Annotated in this window: 19 protein-coding genes and 1 pseudogene; 13 read left to right on the plus strand and 7 right to left on the minus strand. The window is 69.9% G+C overall.

From position 1 onward, the window contains the following. Positions 1-6: 6 nt before the first annotated feature. A complete protein-coding gene (locus OO70_RS37615) occupies positions 7-1,002 on the minus strand; it encodes a serine hydrolase (protein ID WP_043681791.1) in 996 nt (331 codons plus the stop codon). Between the two features lie 150 nt (positions 1,003-1,152). Here OO70_RS37615 and OO70_RS37620 point away from each other — a divergent pair, with 150 nt between their 5' ends. Continuing rightward, positions 1,153-1,881, plus strand: a complete 729-nt coding sequence (locus tag OO70_RS37620; RefSeq protein ID WP_043682029.1) for an SseB family protein — start codon at positions 1,153-1,155, stop codon at positions 1,879-1,881. 16 nt (positions 1,882-1,897) lie between these two features. Here the strand turns inward: OO70_RS37620 and OO70_RS37625 are convergent, their stop codons facing one another. Further along, positions 1,898-2,269, minus strand: a complete 372-nt coding sequence (locus OO70_RS37625; RefSeq protein ID WP_043681794.1) for a DUF1844 domain-containing protein — start codon at positions 2,267-2,269, stop codon at positions 1,898-1,900. 339 nt (positions 2,270-2,608) lie between these two features. Here OO70_RS37625 and infC point away from each other — a divergent pair. The 10 genes and pseudogenes from infC (at position 2,609) to OO70_RS37675 (ending at position 13,698) form a co-directional block, all read left to right on the plus strand. Continuing rightward, positions 2,609-3,359: pseudogene (gene infC / locus OO70_RS37630) on the plus strand (translation initiation factor IF-3). 107 nt (positions 3,360-3,466) lie between these two features. Then, complete coding sequence (gene rpmI, locus OO70_RS37635) at positions 3,467-3,661, plus strand: 50S ribosomal protein L35 (protein ID WP_019065473.1); 195 nt, start codon at positions 3,467-3,469, stop codon at positions 3,659-3,661. A gap of 112 nt (positions 3,662-3,773) precedes the next feature. Next, positions 3,774-4,157, plus strand: coding sequence for a 50S ribosomal protein L20 (gene rplT / locus OO70_RS37640; RefSeq protein ID WP_019066261.1), 384 nt, complete (start codon positions 3,774-3,776; stop codon positions 4,155-4,157). Positions 4,158-4,325: 168 nt separating this feature from the next. Beyond that, positions 4,326-5,165, plus strand: a complete 840-nt coding sequence (locus OO70_RS37645; protein ID WP_043682032.1) for a TrmH family RNA methyltransferase — start codon at positions 4,326-4,328, stop codon at positions 5,163-5,165. A 56-nt stretch (positions 5,166-5,221) separates the two neighbouring features. After that, complete coding sequence (locus tag OO70_RS37650; RefSeq protein ID WP_043681801.1) at positions 5,222-6,358, plus strand: sensor histidine kinase; 1,137 nt, start codon at positions 5,222-5,224, stop codon at positions 6,356-6,358. A 146-nt stretch (positions 6,359-6,504) separates the two neighbouring features. Continuing rightward, a complete protein-coding gene (gene pheS, locus OO70_RS37655) occupies positions 6,505-7,632 on the plus strand; it encodes a phenylalanine--tRNA ligase subunit alpha (RefSeq protein WP_043681804.1) in 1,128 nt (375 codons plus the stop codon). After that, on the plus strand, positions 7,632-10,136 hold the full coding sequence (pheT, locus tag OO70_RS37660; RefSeq protein WP_043681807.1) for a phenylalanine--tRNA ligase subunit beta: 2,505 nt from the start codon (positions 7,632-7,634) through the stop codon (positions 10,134-10,136). The genes pheS and pheT overlap by 1 nt, the downstream gene beginning before the upstream one ends. A 247-nt stretch (positions 10,137-10,383) precedes the next feature. Next, positions 10,384-11,514 carry a PP2C family protein-serine/threonine phosphatase gene (locus OO70_RS37665; protein WP_199827487.1) on the plus strand — a complete coding sequence of 377 codons (1,131 nt, stop codon included), beginning with the start codon at positions 10,384-10,386 and terminating at the stop codon, positions 11,512-11,514. 197 nt (positions 11,515-11,711) lie between these two features. Further along, positions 11,712-13,052, plus strand: a complete 1,341-nt coding sequence (locus tag OO70_RS37670) for a hypothetical protein (protein WP_043681810.1) — start codon at positions 11,712-11,714, stop codon at positions 13,050-13,052. Positions 13,053-13,128: 76 nt separating this feature from the next. Next, complete coding sequence (locus OO70_RS37675; RefSeq protein ID WP_043681813.1) at positions 13,129-13,698, plus strand: NUDIX hydrolase; 570 nt, start codon at positions 13,129-13,131, stop codon at positions 13,696-13,698. On the opposite strand, the gene OO70_RS37680 is transcribed toward OO70_RS37675, so the two are convergent. Both OO70_RS37680 and OO70_RS37685 read right to left on the minus strand, forming a co-directional pair. Further along, positions 13,695-13,952 (minus strand): hypothetical protein, encoded by a 258-nt coding sequence (locus tag OO70_RS37680; protein ID WP_043681816.1) that lies wholly within the window; start codon positions 13,950-13,952, stop codon positions 13,695-13,697. The two genes, OO70_RS37675 and OO70_RS37680, sit on opposite strands and share 4 nt — an antisense overlap. Positions 13,953-14,156: 204 nt before the next feature. Further along, positions 14,157-15,032: a 3-hydroxybutyryl-CoA dehydrogenase gene (locus tag OO70_RS37685; protein WP_043681819.1), complete on the minus strand. Its 876-nt coding sequence runs from the start codon at positions 15,030-15,032 to the stop codon at positions 14,157-14,159. Between the two features lie 168 nt (positions 15,033-15,200). On the opposite strand from OO70_RS37685, the gene OO70_RS37690 reads away from it, so the two are divergent. Beyond that, complete coding sequence (locus OO70_RS37690; RefSeq protein ID WP_043681822.1) at positions 15,201-16,445, plus strand: glycoside hydrolase family 10 protein; 1,245 nt, start codon at positions 15,201-15,203, stop codon at positions 16,443-16,445. Between the two features lies 1 nt (position 16,446). Here the strand turns inward: OO70_RS37690 and OO70_RS37695 are convergent, their stop codons facing one another. Next, on the minus strand, positions 16,447-16,656 hold the full coding sequence (locus OO70_RS37695) for a DUF1918 domain-containing protein (RefSeq protein WP_043681824.1): 210 nt from the start codon (positions 16,654-16,656) through the stop codon (positions 16,447-16,449). 93 nt (positions 16,657-16,749) lie between these two features. Beyond that, on the minus strand, positions 16,750-17,694 hold the full coding sequence (locus tag OO70_RS37700) for a DMT family transporter (protein WP_078651712.1): 945 nt from the start codon (positions 17,692-17,694) through the stop codon (positions 16,750-16,752). On the opposite strand from OO70_RS37700, the gene OO70_RS37705 reads away from it, so the two are divergent. Then, positions 17,693-19,126, plus strand: coding sequence for an aminotransferase-like domain-containing protein (locus OO70_RS37705; RefSeq protein WP_043681829.1), 1,434 nt, complete (start codon positions 17,693-17,695; stop codon positions 19,124-19,126). The two genes, OO70_RS37700 and OO70_RS37705, sit on opposite strands and share 2 nt — an antisense overlap. Here the strand turns inward: OO70_RS37705 and OO70_RS37710 are convergent. Further along, on the minus strand, positions 19,123-19,737 hold the full coding sequence (locus OO70_RS37710; protein ID WP_158711563.1) for a DUF6461 domain-containing protein: 615 nt from the start codon (positions 19,735-19,737) through the stop codon (positions 19,123-19,125). The two genes, OO70_RS37705 and OO70_RS37710, sit on opposite strands and share 4 nt — an antisense overlap. Positions 19,738-19,821: the final 84 nt, after the last annotated feature.

Here is a 19,821-nt window from a genome sequence, read left to right on the forward strand (position 1 = left end):
GAGAGGTCAGTCGGTGGCGGACGCGGAAGCCGACGTGGACGAGCCGCTCGCGTCAGCGAACGCCGCGACCCCCGCTTTCGCCGCCGCCTCGATCAACGAGATCCCCTTGGCCTGCGTCGTGCTCCCCTTGGACAGCACGGCGACCAGGTACTCGTTGCCGTCGGTGCCGGTCACCTTCCCGATGCTGTTGACGTCCCACAGCCCGGTCGTGCTCCGCGCCAGCCAGCCGTTCTTCAGCTTCCACTTCGCGCCGTCGGCCGCGGCCGACACCCCCCACTGCTGGTCCGCCTCTATCTGACCCATCAGCCCCTGGATGTACGACTGCGAGGCCGAGCTCAGCTTCGAGTCGTCCCCGAAGACCTGCTGGAGCAGGGTGAGTTGATCGGCGGCCGTGGTCTGGGTCAGCCCCCACAGCATGTCGTCGCCGCCCGCGGTGCCCGTCAGCCCGAACTTCTTGTTCGCCGCGTCGAGCCCACCAGCCTTGCCGATGATCCGCCACAGCGCCGACGCCGAGTTGTTGTCGCTGTTCTCGATCATCGTGGTGGCGTACGACTTCTCGGTCGTCGTCAGCTGCCGGCCCGCGTCCTGCGCCTGGAGAAGCAGCGTCGCCAGGATGTCGACCTTGACGATGCTCGCCGTGTCGAAGGCCGTGCCGCCGTACGTCGCGCTCTCGCCGGAGTCCACGTCGAGCACGGCGACGGACACCTTCTGGTCGCCGGCCGGGGTCACCGACTTCATCGCCTCGGACAGCAGCTCGTCGTAGTCGACCGTCGGCTGTGTCACAGGTTCCACCGTCGCCTCCCCACTGCCCGACGCCGACGCCGAGGCCGACGGCGCCGCCGACGAGGATACGGGGCCGGAGTGCGCCTGGGCCTTCACATAGACGGTTCCCGCCGCCGTGCCGCCCACGACGGCCACGGAGGCGAGGGCGGTGTAGAGGAGGGGACGGCGTCGGGAGGAACGCGCGCGGTGATCTCGGCGGGCGGCTCTGGAGGACTCCATGCCCGCGATCGTGGGGGCGCCGACTGTGCGGACCGTGAGACGGAAGTTAGATGTCTGTCAACGCTGTCTGAGAAAGGTGTGAGTTCTGTGACTGTCGCGTTTCAGGGCCCGCACAAGTGCAGCAACTTCCCCCCGATAGGGTCGGTCACCGTGGCGAACAAGAACATTCCCGACTCCGGCTACTCCGACGACGACGGCTCGGCCGACCCCCGGCTGAGCGCGGCGCTCGCCGCCTGGGCCGAGGACCGCACCGCCGTGGGCCCCGTCCTGGAGGCCCTCAAGGGGGCCCGGCTGCTCGTGCCCGTGGTGGCCGTGCTCGGTGAGGTCGAGGAGGACGAAAACGGGCTGCGCCGCGAGAAGACCAGCGACATGGCCGTACCCACCCTGAAGGCCGGCGGCCGCACCGCCCTGCCCGCCTTCACGTCCACCGAGTCGCTGGCCCGCTGGGACCCGGCGGCCCGGCCCGTGGCCGTACCGCTGCACCAGGCTCTGCAGGCCGCCGTGCACGAGAAGGCGGACACGATCGTGCTGGACCTGGCCGGTCCTGTGCCGTACGAACTGAGCGGGGCCGCGCTGCTCGCGGTGGCGGAGGGGCGGACGACCGCCGATCCGCTCACCGACCCGGCGGTCGTCGAGGCGGTACGCACCGCGGTCGCCGCCGAGCCCGCCGTGCTCCGCGCCCATCTCGGGCCGGGGCAGGCCGACGGCACCCTCGCCCTCGTGCTCGACCCGTCCGCGCCCGCCGCCGAGTCCGCGCGTGCGGTGGCGCGGCGCCTGGCCGACGACGAGACGCTGAGGGCCCGCCTGGTGCGCGGCCTCGACCTGGCACTGCTGCCGGCCGGGGCGACGCCACCGGGCGAGCCCTTGTACGTACGGTGATCAAACAGGGGACGGACTAGCCGTAGATCGGGCCCGTGTACTTCTCGCCCGGGCCCTGGCCCGGCTCGTCGCGGACGAGGGACGCCTCGCGGAACGCCAGCTGGAGGGACTTCAGGCCGTCGCGCAGCGGGGCCGCGTGGAACGAGCTGATCTCGGTCGCGCTCGCGTCGAGGAGACCGGCCAGGGCGGTGACCAGCTTGCGGGCCTCGTCCAGGTCCTTGTACTTGTCGCCCTCGTCGGTCAGACCGAGCTTCACGGCGGCGGCGCTCATCAGGTTGACGGCGACCGTCACGATCACCTCGACCGCCGGGACCTCCGCGATGTCGCGGGCCATGGCGTCGAAGTCGGGGGAGTCGGCATTGGCGGACTCGGAAGGCGTGTCACTCATGCCCCACACGATAGGGCCCGGTGTACGGCGGTTCGCACCACCCCCGGGGAGCTGCTAACCTTGTGTGATGACCGGCCAGGCGCTGTTGTGCCCGGCCAACAAGTGGAGGCTCCGATCTCCCACCTGACTGTCCTCACGGACGGCGGGTCACCCCGGTCAGGCGGTTGCCATCGTTCCGTACGGACGATGGAGTCGCCCGAAAGCGCGCCCCGCGATCATCGCGGCGGTGCTCCGGCAGTGTTTTGGAGCCCCGTCTTGTGATCGTCCGGGGCATTTTTCATGTTCCGGCGCGGTTAGGTCTGTCTACCAAAGACAAACGCGGCCGTCCGCCAGATGGCCGTGTGGTGCTAACCGAGGAGGATCCATCAGCACCGAGCCCCGTATCAACGACCGGATTCGCGTTCCCGAGGTGCGACTTGTCGGTCCGAGCGGCGAGCAGGTCGGGATTGTTCCGCTTGCCAAGGCCCTTGAGCTTGCGCAGGAGTACGACCTCGACCTGGTCGAGGTGGCGGCGAACGCTCGCCCGCCGGTCTGCAAGCTCATGGACTACGGGAAGTTCAAGTACGAGTCGGCCATGAAGGCCCGTGAGGCGCGCAAGAACCAGGCGCACACGGTCATCAAGGAAATGAAGCTCCGGCCGAAGATCGACCCGCACGACTACGACACCAAAAAGGGTCACGTCGTCCGGTTCCTGAAGCAGGGCGACAAGGTCAAGATCACGATCATGTTCCGTGGTCGCGAGCAGTCCCGGCCCGAGCTGGGCTACCGACTGCTGCAGCGGCTCGCCACGGACGTCGAGGATCTCGGGTTCATCGAGTCGAACCCGAAGCAGGACGGCCGAAACATGATCATGGTTCTCGGTCCGCACAAGAAGAAGACCGAGGCGATGGCCGAGGCCCGTGAGGCCCAGGCGGCTCGCAAGGCAGAAGCGAAGGCCAACCCGGGCAAGTCGCAGAACGCCGCGGAGTCCGAGTTCGACGGCGAAGGCATCGACGGCGAAGGCATCGAAGGCGAAGTCATCGCTGACGAGGACGCCGCCGACGAGGTCGAGACCGTCGAGGCCCCGGCCGAGGCTCGCGCCGACGCCTGATCCCCGGACGCCAGTCCAGGGATGTAACCGATACAAGAGCGACGCTCCACCTGTGCCCGGTTTCACGACCGGGCACCGGAGCGCCACCGACGAGGAGATACGGCGCTATGCCGAAGAACAAGTCGCACAGCGGTGCCAGCAAGCGCTTCAAGATCACCGGCTCCGGCAAGGTGCTCCGCGAGCGTGCCGGCAAGCGCCACCTGCTCGAGCACAAGTCGTCCCGTGTGACGCGTCGCCTCACCGGCAACGCCGAGATGGCCCCGGGCGACGCCAAGAAGATCAAGAAGCTTCTCGGCAAGTGACGTACGCGGCGCGTGATCAATAGATCTTCTCGCGCCGTACGTCTGGACCGGGACCCCATCGATTCCGGGCCGTGTGAGTCCAACCACGGCCCCGCTACAAGGAGTTAAACAAGTGGCACGCGTCAAGCGGGCAGTCAACGCCCACAAGAAGCGCCGGGCGATCCTCGAAGCCGCCTCCGGCTACCGCGGTCAGCGTTCGCGTCTGTACCGCAAGGCCAAGGAGCAGGTCACCCACTCGCTGGTCTACAACTACAACGACCGCAAGAAGCGCAAGGGCGACTTCCGTCGGCTGTGGATCCAGCGCATCAACGCCGCTGCCCGCGCCAACGGCATCACCTACAACCGCTTCATCCAGGGTCTGAACGCGGCGAACATCGAGGTCGACCGCAAGATCCTCGCGGAGCTGGCTGTCAACGACGCCGGTGCGTTTGCTGCGCTGGTCGAGGTTGCGCAGAAGGCGCTGCCCAGCGATGTGAACGCGCCCAAGGCCGCGTGACGCTGGCTTTCGCCGTGAGTTGAAGGACCCGCAGGTTTTCAGGCCTGCGGGTTCTTTGCTGCCCCGGTCTGGTAGTTGTTCGGGTGCGGGTCCGTTGTTGCTGGTCGCGCAGTTCCCCGCGCCCCTAGGGGAATACCGGTGGCCTGAGATTTGAAGGTGAAGCTGAACATGTCCCCCGACCTCGTCTCTCCTCGTTCCCCTCGTGTGTCAGCCGCCCGGCGGCTCGCGAAGCGGAATTTCCGGAGCAAGGAGCGGCTGTTCCTGGCCGAAGGGCCGCAGGCTGTGCGGGAGGCTGCGGGATACAAGGACACGCTCGTCGAACTGTTCGCCACCGTTGAAGCCGCGGAGCGGTACGCCGACATCGTCGGCGAGGCCCGTGATGCCGGTGCGCGCGTGCATCTTGCTGATGAGCAGGTCATCGCCGATATCTCGACCACCGTCACTCCGCAGGGGCTGGTCGGGGTCTGCCGGTTCCTCGACACTCCGTTCGAGGAGATCCTCAAGGCGCGGCCCAAGCTCGTCGCTGTGCTGGCGAATGTGCGCGATCCCGGGAACGCCGGCACCGTCCTGCGCTGCGCCGATGCCGCCGGTGCCGAGGCCGTCGTACTGACCGACGCTTCTGTTGACCTCTACAACCCCAAGGCTGTGCGGGCGTCTGTAGGCTCGCTCTTCCATCTTCCCGTCGCCGTCGGGGTGCCCGTCGAGCAGGCCGTGGCCGGGCTCAAGGGCATCGGGGTGCGCATTCTTGCCGCCGACGGGGCCGGGACCGACGACCTCGACGACGAGCTGGATCAGGGGACCATGGGCGGGCCCACCGCCTGGGTGTTCGGGAATGAAGCCTGGGGGCTTCCGGAGGAGACTCGCGCGCTCGCGGACGCCGTTGTGCGGGTTCCGATCCACGGGAAGGCCGAAAGCCTGAACCTGGCCACCGCCGCCGCCGTATGTCTGTATGCGTCTGCCCGTGCACAGCGCGCCTCCGGAGGGTGCCGCTCCGTCACCGACAGCTAGTAGGGTGACCAGCTCGGGGGCCACCTGCGCCGTATGAGAAGAGGTGGGGTACGGGGATGACTGTCGGCACGAGCAGCGCGCCGGGAGCACGGGGCGTGCCCCGGCCGTCCACGGCCCGGCACGCCGACCTCGCCGACCTCGGCATCGACCCCGACGAACTGCCCGACGGACTGGTCGTCGCCGACGAGCACGGTCGCGTTGTCTGCTTCAACGCCGCCGCCGAGCGCATCACTGCCGTCGCCGCCTCCGACGCCCTCGGACAGCGACTGGAGAAGGCCCTCCCCTTAGAGGATCTGGAGGGCCGCCGCTGGTGGCAACTGACCGATCCCTACGGCGGGTTGGCCATCCGGGTGCGGCAGCCGGAGCGGAATCTGCTGCTGCCGGGCGGGCATGAGGTTCTTGTCACCGCGCGCTATGTCCGTGCGGAGCCGCTCGGTCCGGTGCGTCGGGTCGTCGTCTCGCTGCGGGACACCGAGGCCCGTCGCCGCACCGAGCGCAGTCACGCCGAGCTGATCGCCACCGTCGCCCACGAACTGCGTTCGCCGCTCACCTCCGTCAAGGGCTTCACCGCGACGCTGCTCGCCAAATGGGAACGCTTCACGGACGACCAGAAGCGGTTGATGCTGGAGACCGTCGACGCCGACGCCAACCGCGTCACCCGGCTCATCGCCGAGCTGCTCGACATCTCCCGCATCGACTCCGGACGGCTCGAACTGCGCCGCCAGCCCGTCGACATAGGCGCCGCCGTCGGCCGCCACATCCAGGCCTACGTCGCCGCCGGGCAGACCGCCGACCGGTTCCTGCTCCGCGTCGAGCAACCGCTGCCCGACCTGTGGGCCGACCCCGACAAGGTCGACCAGGTGCTCAGCAACCTGCTGGAAAATGCCGTGCGCCACGGCGAGGGAACCGTCACTATCGACGTCACGGCCTCGGCGTCCCCCCGCGAGGGGGAGGAGACCGGCACATCGGTGACGGTCAGCGACGAGGGCCCAGGCATCCCGGAGGAGTCCATGAACCGCGTCTTCACCCGCTTCTGGCGGGGCAGCAAGCGCGGCGGCACGGGCCTTGGGTTGTACATCGTCAAGGGCATCGTCGAAGCCCACGGCGGCACCATCACGGTCGGCCGCGCCCCGGGCGGCGGCGCCGAGTTCCGATTTACGTTGCCCGTGGGCACCCCGGCGTATCTGCAGTAGCGCCGACCGAGGACCCACGGGCGCGTTCGCACACTTCACCCCCGTTAGACTCGGCCTCTGGCACCTTTGCGTCTCCATCACAGGGACGATGCGTCTCCGAGCCGTAGACGGGGACCCCAGCCAGCCAACCGGAAGCACGGGAAGAGATGTCGGCACCGAATAAGTCGTACGACCCTGTAGAGGTCGAGGCCTTGAAACCGGAAGAGATCGAGCGCATGCGGGACGAGGCGCTCGCCGCCTTCGCCGCCGCCGGTGACCTCGACGCGCTCCAGGAGGCCAAGGTCGCCCACACCGGCGGCACCTCCCCGCTCGCCCTCGCCAACCGCGAGATCGGCGCGCTGCCCCCGCAGGCCAAGGCCGCGGCGGGCAAGCTCGTCGGGCAGGCCCGGGGCGCCGTCAACAAGGCCCTCGCCACCCGCCAGGCCGAGCTGGAGGCCGACCGCGACGCCCGCGTCCTGGTCGAGGAGGCGGTGGACGTCACGCTGCCGTACGACCGGGTCCCGGCCGGCGCCCGGCACCCGCTGACCACGTTCATGGAGCGGGTCGCGGACGTCTTCGTGTCCATGGGGTACGAGATCGCCGAGGGCCCCGAGGTCGAGGCGGAGTGGTTCAACTTCGACGCCCTGAACTTCACCCCGGACCACCCGGCCCGGCAGATGCAGGACACCTTCTTCGTCCAGGGCCCCAAGGGCACCGAGGGCGACGAGTCGGGTGTCGTGCTGCGCACGCACACCTCGCCCGTGCAGGCCCGCGCCATGCTGGACCGCGAGCCGCCGGTCTACATCGTGTGCCCCGGCCGCGTGTACCGCACGGACGAGCTGGACGCCACGCACACCCCGGTCTTCCACCAGATCGAGCTCCTCGCCATCGACGAGGGCCTCACCATGGCCGACCTCAAGGGCACCCTCGACCACATGGTCCAGGCGCTCTTCGGCGCGGAGATGAAGACCCGGCTGCGCCCGAACTACTTCCCCTTCACCGAGCCGTCCGCCGAGATGGACATGCTCTGCTACGTCTGCAAGGGCGAGTCCGTCGGCAACCCCGACCGCCCCTGCCGTACCTGCTCCTCCGAGGGCTGGATCGAGCTGGGCGGCTGCGGCATGGTCAACCCCCGCGTCCTCGTGGCCTGCGGGGTGGACCCGGAGAAGTACAGCGGATTCGCCTTCGGGTTCGGCATCGAGCGGATGCTGATGTTCCGCCACAACGTCGAAGACATGCGAGACATCGTCGAGGGCGACGTCCGGTTCACCCGGCCGTTCGGGATGGAGATCTGATGCGCGTCCCGCTTTCTTGGCTGCGGGAGTACGTCGACCTGCCGGCGACGGAGACCGGCCGCGACGTCCAGGCCAAGCTCATTTCCGTCGGCCTCGAGGTAGAGACCGTCGAGCAGATCGGTGACGGCCTCAAGGGCCCGCTCGTCGTCGGCAAGGTCCTCACCATCGAGGAGCTGACGGAGTTCAAGAAGCCCATCCGCTTCTGCACCGTCGACGTCGGCCAGGCCAACGGCACCGGTGAGCCCCAGGAGATCGTCTGCGGCGCCCGCAACTTCGCCGTCGGCGACAAGGTCGTCGTGGTCCTCCCCGGCGCGGTCCTGCCCGGCGGCTTCGCGATCGCCGCCCGCAAGACGTACGGCAAGACCTCGCACGGCATGATCTGCTCCAGCGACGAGCTGGGCATGGGCGACGACGGCACCAAGGGCATCATCGTCCTGCCGCCCGAGCACGAGGTCGGCACCGACGCGATCGAGCTGCTCCAGCTCGTCGACGAGGTCCTCGACATCGCCGTCACGCCCGACCGCGGCTACGCCCTGTCGATCCGCGGCGTCGCCCGCGAGACCGCCATCGCCTACGGCCTCCCGCTGAGCGACCCGGCCCTGCTCGACGTACCGCAGCCGAACGCCTTCGGCTACCCGGTCCAGGTCTCCGACCCGATGGGCTGCGACCGCTTCACCGCCCGCACGGTGACCGGCCTCGACCCCGAGGCCCGCTCCCCGCTCTGGCTGACCCGCCGCCTCCAGAAGGCCGGCATGCGCCCGATCTCGCTCGCCGTCGACATCACCAACTACGTGATGCTGGAGCTGGGCCAGCCCCTGCACGCCTACGACCGCACCCGCGTCCAGGGTCCGATCGGCGTGCGTCGGGCCACCCAGGGCGAGAAGCTCATCACCCTCGACGGTGTCACGCGCACGCTGGACGCCGAGGACCTGGTGATCACCGACGACCGCGGTCCCATCGGCCTCGCGGGTGTCATGGGCGGCGCCAACACCGAGATCGACGACACCGAGGGCACCACCACCGAGGTCGTCGTCGAGGCCGCCCACTTCGACGCGCTCTCCATCTCTCGTACGGCCCGCCGCCACAAGCTGGCCTCCGAGGCGTCCAAGCGCTTCGAGCGCGGCGTCGACCCGCAGGCCGCGTCGGCCGCCGCCCAGCGCACGGTCGACCTCCTGGTCCTCCTCGCGGGCGGCACGGCGGACGCGGGCGTCACCGAGGTCATCGCGCCCTCGGCCCCGCACACCATCACCATTCCGGCCGACCACCCGGACAAGGTGGCGGGTGTCGACTACGGCCGCGAGACCGTCGTACGCCGTCTCCAGCAGGTCGGCTGCGACGTGTACGGGCAGGACGAGCTGATCGTCACCGTCCCGTCCTGGCGCCCCGACCTGACCGACCCGAACGACCTGGCCGAAGAGGTCATCCGCCTGGAGGGCTACGAGAACCTGCCCTCCACGCTCCCCAAGCCCCCCGCGGGCCGGGGCCTCACCGACCGCCAGCGCCTGCACCGCCGCGTCGGCCGCGCGCTGGCCGGTGCCGGTTACGTCGAGGCGCCGAACTACCCCTTCGTCGGCGAGCACGTCTTCGACCAGTTCGGCCTGGCCGCCGACGACCCGAACCGCAAGGTCGTCAAGCTGGTCAACCCGCTCTCCGACGAGGAGCCCGCACTCCGTACGACGCTGCTGCCGGGCCTGCTCGGTGCGCTGCGCCGGAACGACGGTCGTGGCTCGCACGATCTCGCGCTGTTCGAGACCGGGCTGGTCTTCCACCCGCGCGAAGAGCTGAAGATCGCGGTACGGCTGCCTGTCGACCGGCGTCCGACCGACGAGGAGATCGCCTCTCTCACCGAGGCGCTCCCCGTCCAGCCCCGGCACGCTGCCGTCGTCCTCACGGGCGCCCGCGAGCAGGCCGGCTGGTGGGGCAAGGGGCGTCCCTCCGACTGGGCCGACGCGGTCGAGTCGGCGCGGGTGCTCGCGCGTGAGGCCGGTACGGAACTCATCGTCCGGGGTGGGCAGTACGGGCCCTGGCACCCCGGTCGCTGCGCGGAACTCGCGGTTGTCGTCGAGGGTGTTGAGCAAGTCATCGGGTACGCAGGGGAGTTGCACCCCGGTGTGCTGAAGACGTTGGGTCTGCCCGCGCGTACCAGTGCGATGGAACTTGACCTGGATGTGCTGGAGTTGGCGTCCGCGGGTGTTCCCAAGGGGCCGAAGATCTCGACGTTCCCGGTTGCCACGCAGGATGTCGCGCTCGTTGTTGATGTGGCTGTGCCGCATGCGGGTGTCGAGGCGGCGTTGCGTGAGGGGGCGGGTGAACTGCTGGAGTCGATCCGGTTGTTCGACGTGTACGAGAATGCTGCGCAGCTTGGCGAGGGTAAGAAGTCGCTGGCGTATGCGTTGCGGTTCCGGGCGGGTGATCGGACGTTGACTGTGGATGAGGCGTCTGCTGCTCGGGATGCGGCGGTTTCGCTTGCCGGTGAGCGGGTTGGGGCGGTGCTTCGCGGCTAAGGGGTGGGGGCTGCGGTTGTGTGCCGGGTGCGGGTTGTTCGTGGCTGGTCGCGCAGTTCCCCGCGCCCCTAAAGGGGCGCTCCACCTGCCCTATCTGCATAAATGCGGGTGTCTCATGTCACCTCACTCGTTCGGGTGAGAAGTTCGGGTGATCTGGCCCGATCGGGGCATGCGGTCGACAGAATCGGACCGGCCTTTCGGGGTCGGTCCGATTGCGCTGTCGGGGCCTATTTGGGGGGCCACAGGCATGATCCGCATCAAGGCTGGGGTTCCCCGCAGGCCGCGCCCGAGGCCGCGCGCCCGCCGTCCACTGCGCCGGGCGCTCGCCCTGGGGCTGCCCACGGTCTGGGGCGCCATAGCGATCACCTACAAACTCGCCTGCCCGCTCGCCCAGGAGAACGACCTCGGCGCCCGCATCGTCACCAGCGCCGTGTTCTTCGCGGTCGGCACCGGTCTCATCGTCCAGGTCCGCCGCTCCCTGCTCCGCGAACTCCGGCAGATCCGCCAGATCGCCGGCGCCGCCCAGAGCGCGCTGCTCCGCCCACTGCCACCCCGCCTCGACGGCCTGAACATCGCCGCCGCCCAACTCTCCGCCGAACGCGGCGCGGTGGTGGGCGGCGACCTCTACGAGGTCATCGCCACCGAGCACGGAGTCCGGGTCGTGATGGGCGACGTACGCGGCCACGGCATCGCCGCGATCGGCACGGTCGCCGCGGTCCTCGGCAGCTTCCGCGAGGCCGCCCACGACGAACCAGACCTGGAGGGCGTCCTACGCCGCCTCGACCGCGCCCTCGCCCGCCACCTCCGTGAACGCGCCCGCGCGGAACACCCGTCGACGGGGGCCCTTGATCCCGACAGCCCGGTCGCCGAGGAGTTCGTCACCGTACTGCTGCTGGAGATCGGCAGGGACGGAGAGGTACGGGGCCTGAACTGCGGTCACCCGTGGCCGTATCGGTTGAGTGGGATGGGTGCCGAACCGCTTTCCCGCGCGGATCCCCTTCCGCCCCTCGGCCCGTTTCCCCTGCCGGCGGCGATGCCTTTCGTCTGCTGCGGTCAACTGCTCCCGGGCGAAGCCCTGTTCTTGTACACGGACGGCGCGGAAGACGCCCGGGACCGCCGGGGCCGCTTCTTCCCTTTGCACGATGTACTGGTAGAGGTGGCTGGCCAACAGCCGCTCCCAGTCCCGCAGTCCGTACTTGGCTCGGTCTTCACGGAGCTACTGCGTCATGCGGGCGGCACACCCGCTGATGACGTCGCTTTACTCGTCCTGCGCAATGACCGCAAGGCTGCGCATCCCCACCTAGGGGCGCGGGGAACTGCGCGACCAGCCACAGTGCACCCGCAGCCGACCAACTACCGACAGCCCAACGGTGTTTAGTCCCCCCGCAAAGCCAGGCCGCCGCACTTACGAGGGGGAGCCGGCGGCCCGGCCGGCCTCTTGCGAGGCAATCCAGTCAACCGGTCGGAAACTCTCCGCAACAGCGCGCACACACCCCGGATCCACGCACTCCGTTCACACCCCGTGTGAACGGACCCGCACTACTCTGTCCGCACCGAGTCACCGGGGGGCCATCCATGCAGCCCAACACACTCCTCGACGCGATCCTCGACGAGGCAGGCATCTCGCACGCGGGACTGGCCGCACACGTGAACCAGGCGGGCCGGGCCCGAGGGCTCGCACTCCGGTACGAACACACCGCCGTAGCACGGTGGTTGAAGGGCCAGCGACCCCGAGGCCAGGTCCCCGACCTGATCTGCGAGGTACTCGCGACCCGCCTGCACCGCCCCGTCACGCTCGACGACATCGGCCTCGGCGTACCGGGCGAACCGTCCACCCCGCACGGCACCTCCCTCTCCGGCTTCGTGGAGCGGGCCACCGCCCTGTGGCGCTCCGACGAACAGCAGCGCCCGCACATCCTGGGCGCACCCGCGGTCACCGGCACGCCCGCGGTGATGCCCGTGTGGGAGTGGGAGAACCCGCCCGACGACGTGGACGTCTCGCGCGGCGGCCGGCACCGGGTGAGCATGGCCGACATCGAGATGCTGCGCGCGGCCCGCGCCCACTACGAGCAGATGTACCGCAAGGCCGGCGGCGTGGCGACCCGCACCCGCATCGTCGGCTTCCTCAACTCCGAGACCGCGCCACTGCTGCGCGGCAGCTACACCGACGCCACCGGCCGCCAACTGCACCGGGCCACCGGCGGGTTGGTGGCGATCGCGGGCATCTGTGCCTACGACTCCGACGCGCACGGACTCGCCCAGCGCTACTTCCACCAGGCCCTGCGGCTCGCAAAGGCCAGCAACGACAGGGGACTTGGCGCGTACGTCATCGCGCTGCTCGTCAACCAGTCGCTGTTCATGCGGGAGTTCCGCCAGGCCGTCGCCTTCACGGAGGCCGCGCTGCGCGCCGCAGGACGGCAGATCACTCCGGCTCTCGCCTCCGACCTGTACGCGATGCAGGCGAAGGCGTACGCACACCTCGGCGACGGCACGAGCGCCCTGTCCTGCATCCGTCGTGCCGAGCAGGCCGCCGAACGCATCCGGCGCGGATACGAGCCCGACGAGACCGGCTATGTCCAGCCGGGCCTGGTCAACGTCCAGGTGGCGGAGGCCCTGCTCAGCCTGGGCGATCTGACGGCGGCGGGGGAGCACGCCATGGCGGCCGTGGACACTCCGGCGCACGACCGGGGCCGGGTGCACCGCCTCGCCATGCTCAGCCAGATCGAACTGCGCCAGGGAAACGCCGACAAAGCGGTGGCCACGGCGGTGCAGATGGCCGAGCAGGCGAGGGGGATGGAGTCCCAGCGGCTGCGCGACAGACTCCGCGCGGTACGCGAGTACCTGGTGCGCAGCGACTGCGCGGGTACGGCCGAGGCGGCCGAACTCATCGACGGGGCACTGCGCGTACCGCTGTAGACCGACAACTCGTAGACGTCCACGACACAGTCCCTGCTGCGATATTGCCACTTACTCGACGGAAGGTGGCAGAACCGTGCAGTGGACGAAACAGAACGAACAAACTGTGTACTCAAACCGCTGGTTCAGCGTCAATCTCGCGGATGTCGAACTACCCGACGGCCGACACCTCGACCACTTCCTCATACGGCTGAGGCCGGTGGCGGTGGCGACGGTCGTGAACGAGGCGAACGAAGTACTCCTCCTGTGGCGGCACCGCTTCATCACCGACAGCTGGGGATGGGAGCTCGCGGCCGGCGTCGTGGAGGACGGCGAGGACATCGCGCTCGCGGCCGCCAGGGAACTGGAGGAAGAGACCGGCTGGCGGCCGGGGCCCCTGCACCACCTGATGAGCGTGGAACCGTCCAACGGGCTCACTGACGCCCGGCACCACATCTACTGGGCCGACGAGGGCGAGTACACCGGACACCCCGTGGACGACTTCGAGTCGGACCGCCGGGAGTGGGTTCCGCTCAAACTCGTACCCGACATGGTCGCCCGCGGGGAGGTCCCGGCCGCCAACATGGCGGCCGCGTTAATGCTGTTGCACCATCTCAGGCTGGGTCAGGACGCCCCTCGAAATCCCGCCCGGCGGCCAGGCGTCTAGCGCCCGAGGGCCTGCCAGATCGTCACGACAAGCGCACCCACGGCGGTCAGCGCAGCAATAGCCGGCAGCGGCCACCGCGTGTGCTCAAGTGCAACGATCCGCGCGCTCAGGTCATCCACTTCCTTGTCGGTCTCCTCGGTGCGATGGCTGAGCAGAGCCAGCCCTCCCTCGACCCGCGCGTAGGCGACATCGAGGCGGCGGCGTAACTCTGCGAGTTCTCCATGAACCACGGGATGCTCGGGGTCGGCGGTCACGTGTCCGCTCCTTTCCGTAGTCGGAACATCCCTTGCATGCGCATGAAGAGTCAACTCGCCTGGTGGACACGAGGGGAGAGTGTGCGAGCGGCATATGCGGGCCCGGCGCGCACACGGTGTGTGAATGCGACGGGCCCGGCACTCCGAAGAGTGCCGGGCCCGTACTGCCCAAAGTATTACGGTGAGTTGCCGCGCGGAAGGAGCTCAGGCGTAGCTGTAGAAGCCCGACCCGGACTTCCGGCCGAGCCGCCCCGCGTCGACCATGCGCTGGAGCAGCGGCGGAGCGGCGTACAGCGGCTCCTTGTACTCCTCGTACATCGAGAACGCGACCGAGGCGACCGTGTCCAGCCCGATCAGATCGGCCAGCTTGAGCGGGCCCATCGGGTGGGCGCAGCCGAGCTCCATGCCGTTGTCGATGTCCTCGCGGCTGGCGATGCCCGACTCGAACATCCGGATCGCGGAGAGGAGATAGGGGATCAGCAGCGCGTTGACCACGAACCCGGAGCGGTCCTGGGCGCGGATCGCGTGCTTGCCGAGCGCCTTCTCGGCGAACAACTGGGCGCGGCTGAGTGTGCCCTCGGAGGTGGTCAGCGCCGGGATCAGCTCGACGAGCTTCTGCACCGGGGCCGGGTTGAAGAAGTGGATGCCGACGACCTGGTCGGGGCGTGAGGTGGCGACCGCGAGCCGTACGAGCGGGATCGAGGAGGTGTTGGAGGCCAGGATCGCGTCGGGGCGGGTCACGACCTGGTCGAGCACCTGGAAGATCTCGGTCTTGACCTGCTCGTTCTCGACGACGGCCTCGATGACGAGGTCGCGGTCGGCGAACTCGCCGAGGTCGGTGGTGAAGCTGAGCCGCGCCTGCGTCTCCGCCAGCTCCTCCGCCGAGATCTTGCCGCGCTCGGCGGCCTTGGTCAGCGAGTTGAACAGCCGGGTCCGGCCGATCTCCAGGGCCTCACCGGTGGTCTCGGCGACCTTCACGTCCAGGCCGGCGCGGGCGCACACCTCGGCGATACCGGCGCCCATCTGGCCGCACCCGACCACTCCGACGCGCGAGATGTCTCCCGCCGGGATGTCCGTCACATCGTCCCCTTCGCTGATCTACGGCAGTGGCAGGAGCCCGTTGTCCGGTTCCTGCTCCGATCGTGCACGTTACCCGCAAGTATCGATGATCGATCGCCGGGGTCGGGCATTCTGGGGCGCGGAGACGATCCGTGACGGCACGGATCCACAGCGTATTGGGGTGTGCAGATGGGGCGATTGTCACGTCGGGCGTTCGCGACGGCCGCGCTGTCGACGCTGGCCACGACGGGCAGCGCGGCGGCGGAGACCGGACCCGCATCGAGGGCGGCAGGGCGTCCGCGCGAGGCCACCGAGATGCGGGGCGTGTGGCTGGCGACGGTGTCCAACCGCGACTGGCCCTCCCGCCCGGGGCTCACCGCGGCACAGCAGCGCACCGAGCTGATCGCCCACCTCGACGCGGCGGTCCGCGACCGCCTCAACACGGTGATCTTCCAAGTACGGCCCACCGCCGACGCGTTGTGGCCCTCGCCCTACGAGCCCTGGTCGCAGTACCTCACCGGCACCCAGGGCGTGGCCCCCGGCTGGGACCCGCTGAAGACGGCCGTGGAAGAGGCGCATGTGCGGGGACTGCAACTGCACGCCTGGTTCAATCCGTACCGCATCGCCAACAACACGGACGTGACGAAACTCGTCGCCTCGCACCCCGCGCGCAAACACCCCAACTGGGTGGTGCCGTACGGCGGGAAGCTCTACTACAACCCGGGGCTGCCCCAGGTCCGCGCCTTCGTCGAGAACGCGATCCTCGACGCGGTGCGCAAGTACCCCGTGGACGCGGTCCACTTCGACGACTACTTCTATCCGTACCCGGTCGCAGGGCAGACCTTCGACGACGACGCGGCCTACGACACGTACGGCAGCGCCTTCCCGAACCGGGCCGCGTGGCGCCGCGCCAACATCGACAAACTGATCCGCGAGACCGCGACCCGTATCAAGACGATCCGCCCCGGCACCCGCTTCGGGATCAGCCCCTTCGGCGTGTGGCGCAACATCGCGACCGATCCGCGCGGCTCGGACACCCGGGCCGGGGTGCAGACGTACGACGATCTCTGCGCGGACACCCGGAAGTGGGTGCGCGAGGGATGGATCGACTACATCGTCCCGCAGCTGTACTGGAACATCGGCTTCGCCGCCGCCGACTACGCGAAGCTGCTGCCCTGGTGGGCGGAGGTCGCGCGGGGCACGAAGACGCGGCTGTACGCCGGTGAGGCGCTGTACAAGGCGGGCGACCCGGCGCAGCCCGCGGCCTGGCAGGACCCGGCCGAACTGTCCCGGCACCTGACCCTCGCCGCCCGGTATCCGCAGGTCGGCGGGCATGTCTTCTTCGCCGCCCGGGAGGTCGCGGTGGACCCGATCGGCGCGATGGCACGGGTGGTCGCCGACCACTACCGGCAGCCGGCGAAACCCCCGCGCTGAACTACCGTTCCGGGTCCGGGGACTTGATGTCCTGATGCTTGATCTCGCAGTCGGGGCCGGGTGACATCACGGCCTCGTGTCCGTCGGCGAAGCGGACGCGGTAGGGCGGACTGCCCTCCCTGCCCAGCACCTCGACGACTTCCGAGACCTGGTCGTGCAGGCCGACCACCCTGCCGTGCTGGACAAGCCGATCACCCACGATTGCACGCATCTGCAACGCCTCCTCACCGAGTACGGGAGCAGCGGTCCACGCCCTTCGAGTCTACGGCGGCCCGCCCGGCCGGGACCGGGACGTGCACGCCCCTCAACTCCGGGCCCGCTGTGTGACGGCGATGCACACCAGCACGGCCGCCGCCGTCAGCGGAGCGGCCGGCGTCAGGTGCTCGCCGAGCAGCAGTACCGACCACACCAGCGTGAGCAGTGGCTGGGCCAACTGCAACTGGCTGGCCTTCGGAACACCGATGGCCGCCATGCCCCGGTACCAGACGACAAGCCCGAGGAACTGCGAACCGGCGGCGACCCACAGCAGTCCGGCCACGCTGTGCGCGGTGAGGTGCGGGGCGTCGTACGACAGCGCGAGCGCGGCGGCGGGCACGCTCAGCGGCAGGCACAGGACCAGTGCCCAGGCGATGACCTGCCAGCCGGGCATGACCCGGGCCAGCCGGCCGCCCTCGGTGTAACCGGCCGCGCAGACCAGCAGCGCCGCGAGGAGATACAGGTCGGCGGTGGTCACGGCACCGCCGCTCTGCTGGACCGTGAAGGCGAGGACCGCGCCGGCGCCCGCGAGCGCGGCCGTCCAGAAGGTGCGCGAGGGGCGGATGCCGGTGCGCAGGGCGGACAGGGCGGCGGTCGTCAGCGGCAACAGGCCGACCACGACGGCCGCGTGCGAGGTCGTCGAGGTCTGCAGGGCGAGCGTGGTGAGCAGCGGGAAGCCGACCACCACTCCGCCCGCCACGACGGCCAGCCCGGTCCAGTGCCGGCGGTCGGGCACGGGGACGCGCAGCGCCAGCAGACAGCTGCCCGCGATGACCGCGGCGAGGACGCAGCGCACGGCCACCAACGACCAGGGGCCGAAGCCTTCGAGACCCCAGGCGGTGGCGGGGAAGGTGAGGGAGAAGGCGATCACCCCGAGCGCGGCGAGGACCGTACCGGTACCGGCGGGGACCTTCGCCGCGCGGTCCGTCCCGGTGGTGGGGGAGGTGCTGACCGCTATCGGGCTCGGGGCAGTAGCGCTATCGTGTGCTCTCATGCAAGAGCGTAGCAGTGTCGGTGAACTGGCCAACAGCCTGCGACAGGAACTCGACCGCTACTCTCCCGGTGGAAAGCTGCCGTCGAGCCGGGCGCTCGTCGAACGGTTCCGGGTGAGCCCCGTGACCGTCTCGCGCGCCCTCGCGCAGCTGGCCGCGGAGGGACTGGTGGTCACCCGCCCCGGCGCCGGAGCGTTCCGCGCGAGGCCCCGCCCCGCGACCGCCGCCGCGGGGGACACCTCCTGGCAGGAGGTCGCGCTCAGCGCGGACGGCGCCGCCGACCAAGTACCGCGCACGGTGGACGCGTCCGGCGTCCTCGCCTCACTCGCCGTCCCGCCACCCGGCGTGATCGAGTTCAACGGCGGCTATCTGCACCCGTCGTTGCAGCCCGAGCGGGCGATGGCCGCGGCCCTGTCACGGGCCGGGCGCCGCCCCGGCGCCTGGGGCCGGCCGCCGATGGAGGGCCTGCCGGAGCTGCGCGAGTGGTTCGCGCGCAGCATCGGCGGGTCGGTCACCGCGGCCGACGTACTGGTCAGCGCGGGCGGCCAGACCGCACTGACGACGGCATTGCGCGCGCTGGCACCCCCCGGCGCACCGGTCCTGGTCGAATCCCCCACCTACCCGGGCATGTTGGCGATCGCGCGGGCGGCGGGCCTGCGCCCGGTCCCCGTACCGGTTGACGCGGACGGCGTCCGTCCGTCCCTCCTCGCCGACGCGTTCCGCGCGACCGGCGCCCGGGTGTTCGTCTGCCAGCCCCTGTTCCAGAACCCGACCGGCGCCGTCCTCGCCCCCGCCCGCCGCCCGGAGGTCCTGCGCATCGCCCGCGAGGCAGGCGCGTTCGTCATCGAGGACGACTTCGTACGACGGCTCGTGCACGAGGACGCGGGCCCGCTGCCGCGCCCGCTGGCCGCCGACGACCCCGACGGAGTCGTCGTCCACGTCGGCTCCCTCACCAAGGCGACCTCGCCCAGCTTCCGGGTCAGCGCACTCGCCGCGCACGGTCCGGTACTGGAGCGCCTGCGCGCCATCCAGGTCGTCGACACCTTCTTCGTCCCCCGCCCGCTCCAGGAAGCGGCCCTCGAACTCGTCGGCTCACCGGCGTGGCCACGTCATCTCCGCGCCATCTCAACGGAGTTGAAGACCCGCCGGGACACGATGACGACCACCCTGCGCCTCGAACTCCCCTCCTTCTCCCTCCCGCACATTCCCTCAGGCGGCTACCACCTCTGGCTCCGCCTCCCCGACGGCACGGACGAGCAGTCGCTGACGACCGCGGCCCTCCGCGCGGGCGTCTCCATCACCCCCGGCCGCCCCTATTTCAGCGCCGAACCCCCGGCCGCCCACGTCCGGTTGAGCTTCGCGGCGGTCGCGGGGACGGGGGAGATCGTGGAGGGGGTGCGGCGACTTCGGGCGGCTTGTGACGAGGTGTTCTAGGGGACGGGCACCGCACCGCAGACGAAGGGCAGCGACTCGAACAGCTCCGGCGTCAGGCGGACACCCGTGAGGCGATGGGCGAGCGCGAAGGCGGCATCCGTGTGGAGGTGGTGGCTCCGGTCGTCGCCCTTTCTCAGGTCGAAGCCCGACTCCCGCATCTCGGTGAGGAGTTGGTCCGCGTGGCTGCCGGTCCGGGTGTGGGCGAAGAGCGGCTCGAAGCGCAGTCGCGTCTCCCCGTCCTCGAACCAGTAGAAGCGGTCCACCGCGTTCACGTTGCGGAAGTGGGAGACCACCGTGCGTCCGCGCGAGATCGGGAGCATGAGGTTGCCGGTGACGCCCAGGTAGCCGTTGTGCTCGACCATGAGCGACCAGTCGCCGACGGCGGCGACACCGACGAACAGAGGGTCCCCGCCGTACTTGTCCCAGGAGTCGTACGACGGCTCGCACAGCGCCCCGACGCCCGTGACGCGTATGTCCTCCACCGCCCCCAACTCCTGGAGCAGCCGCTCCGGTGCGATCTCCCGGACCAGCGTGACGCAGTACGCGTGCATCAGCGGCGCATGCCGCTCGCGGAGCCAGATGTAGTCGTCGGCGGTCGTCATCCCTGTCATGCCTCGAAGCCTGCCACCCGCCACTGACAACGCCCGCGCCACCGGCCAAAACCGCTCGACACCCGCGCCCCTGGCCTGCGATTC

Origin of the sequence: Streptomyces xylophagus, assembly GCF_000716435.1 — a bacterium.
Taxonomy (GTDB): Bacteria; Actinomycetota; Actinomycetes; order Streptomycetales; family Streptomycetaceae; genus Streptomyces; species Streptomyces xylophagus.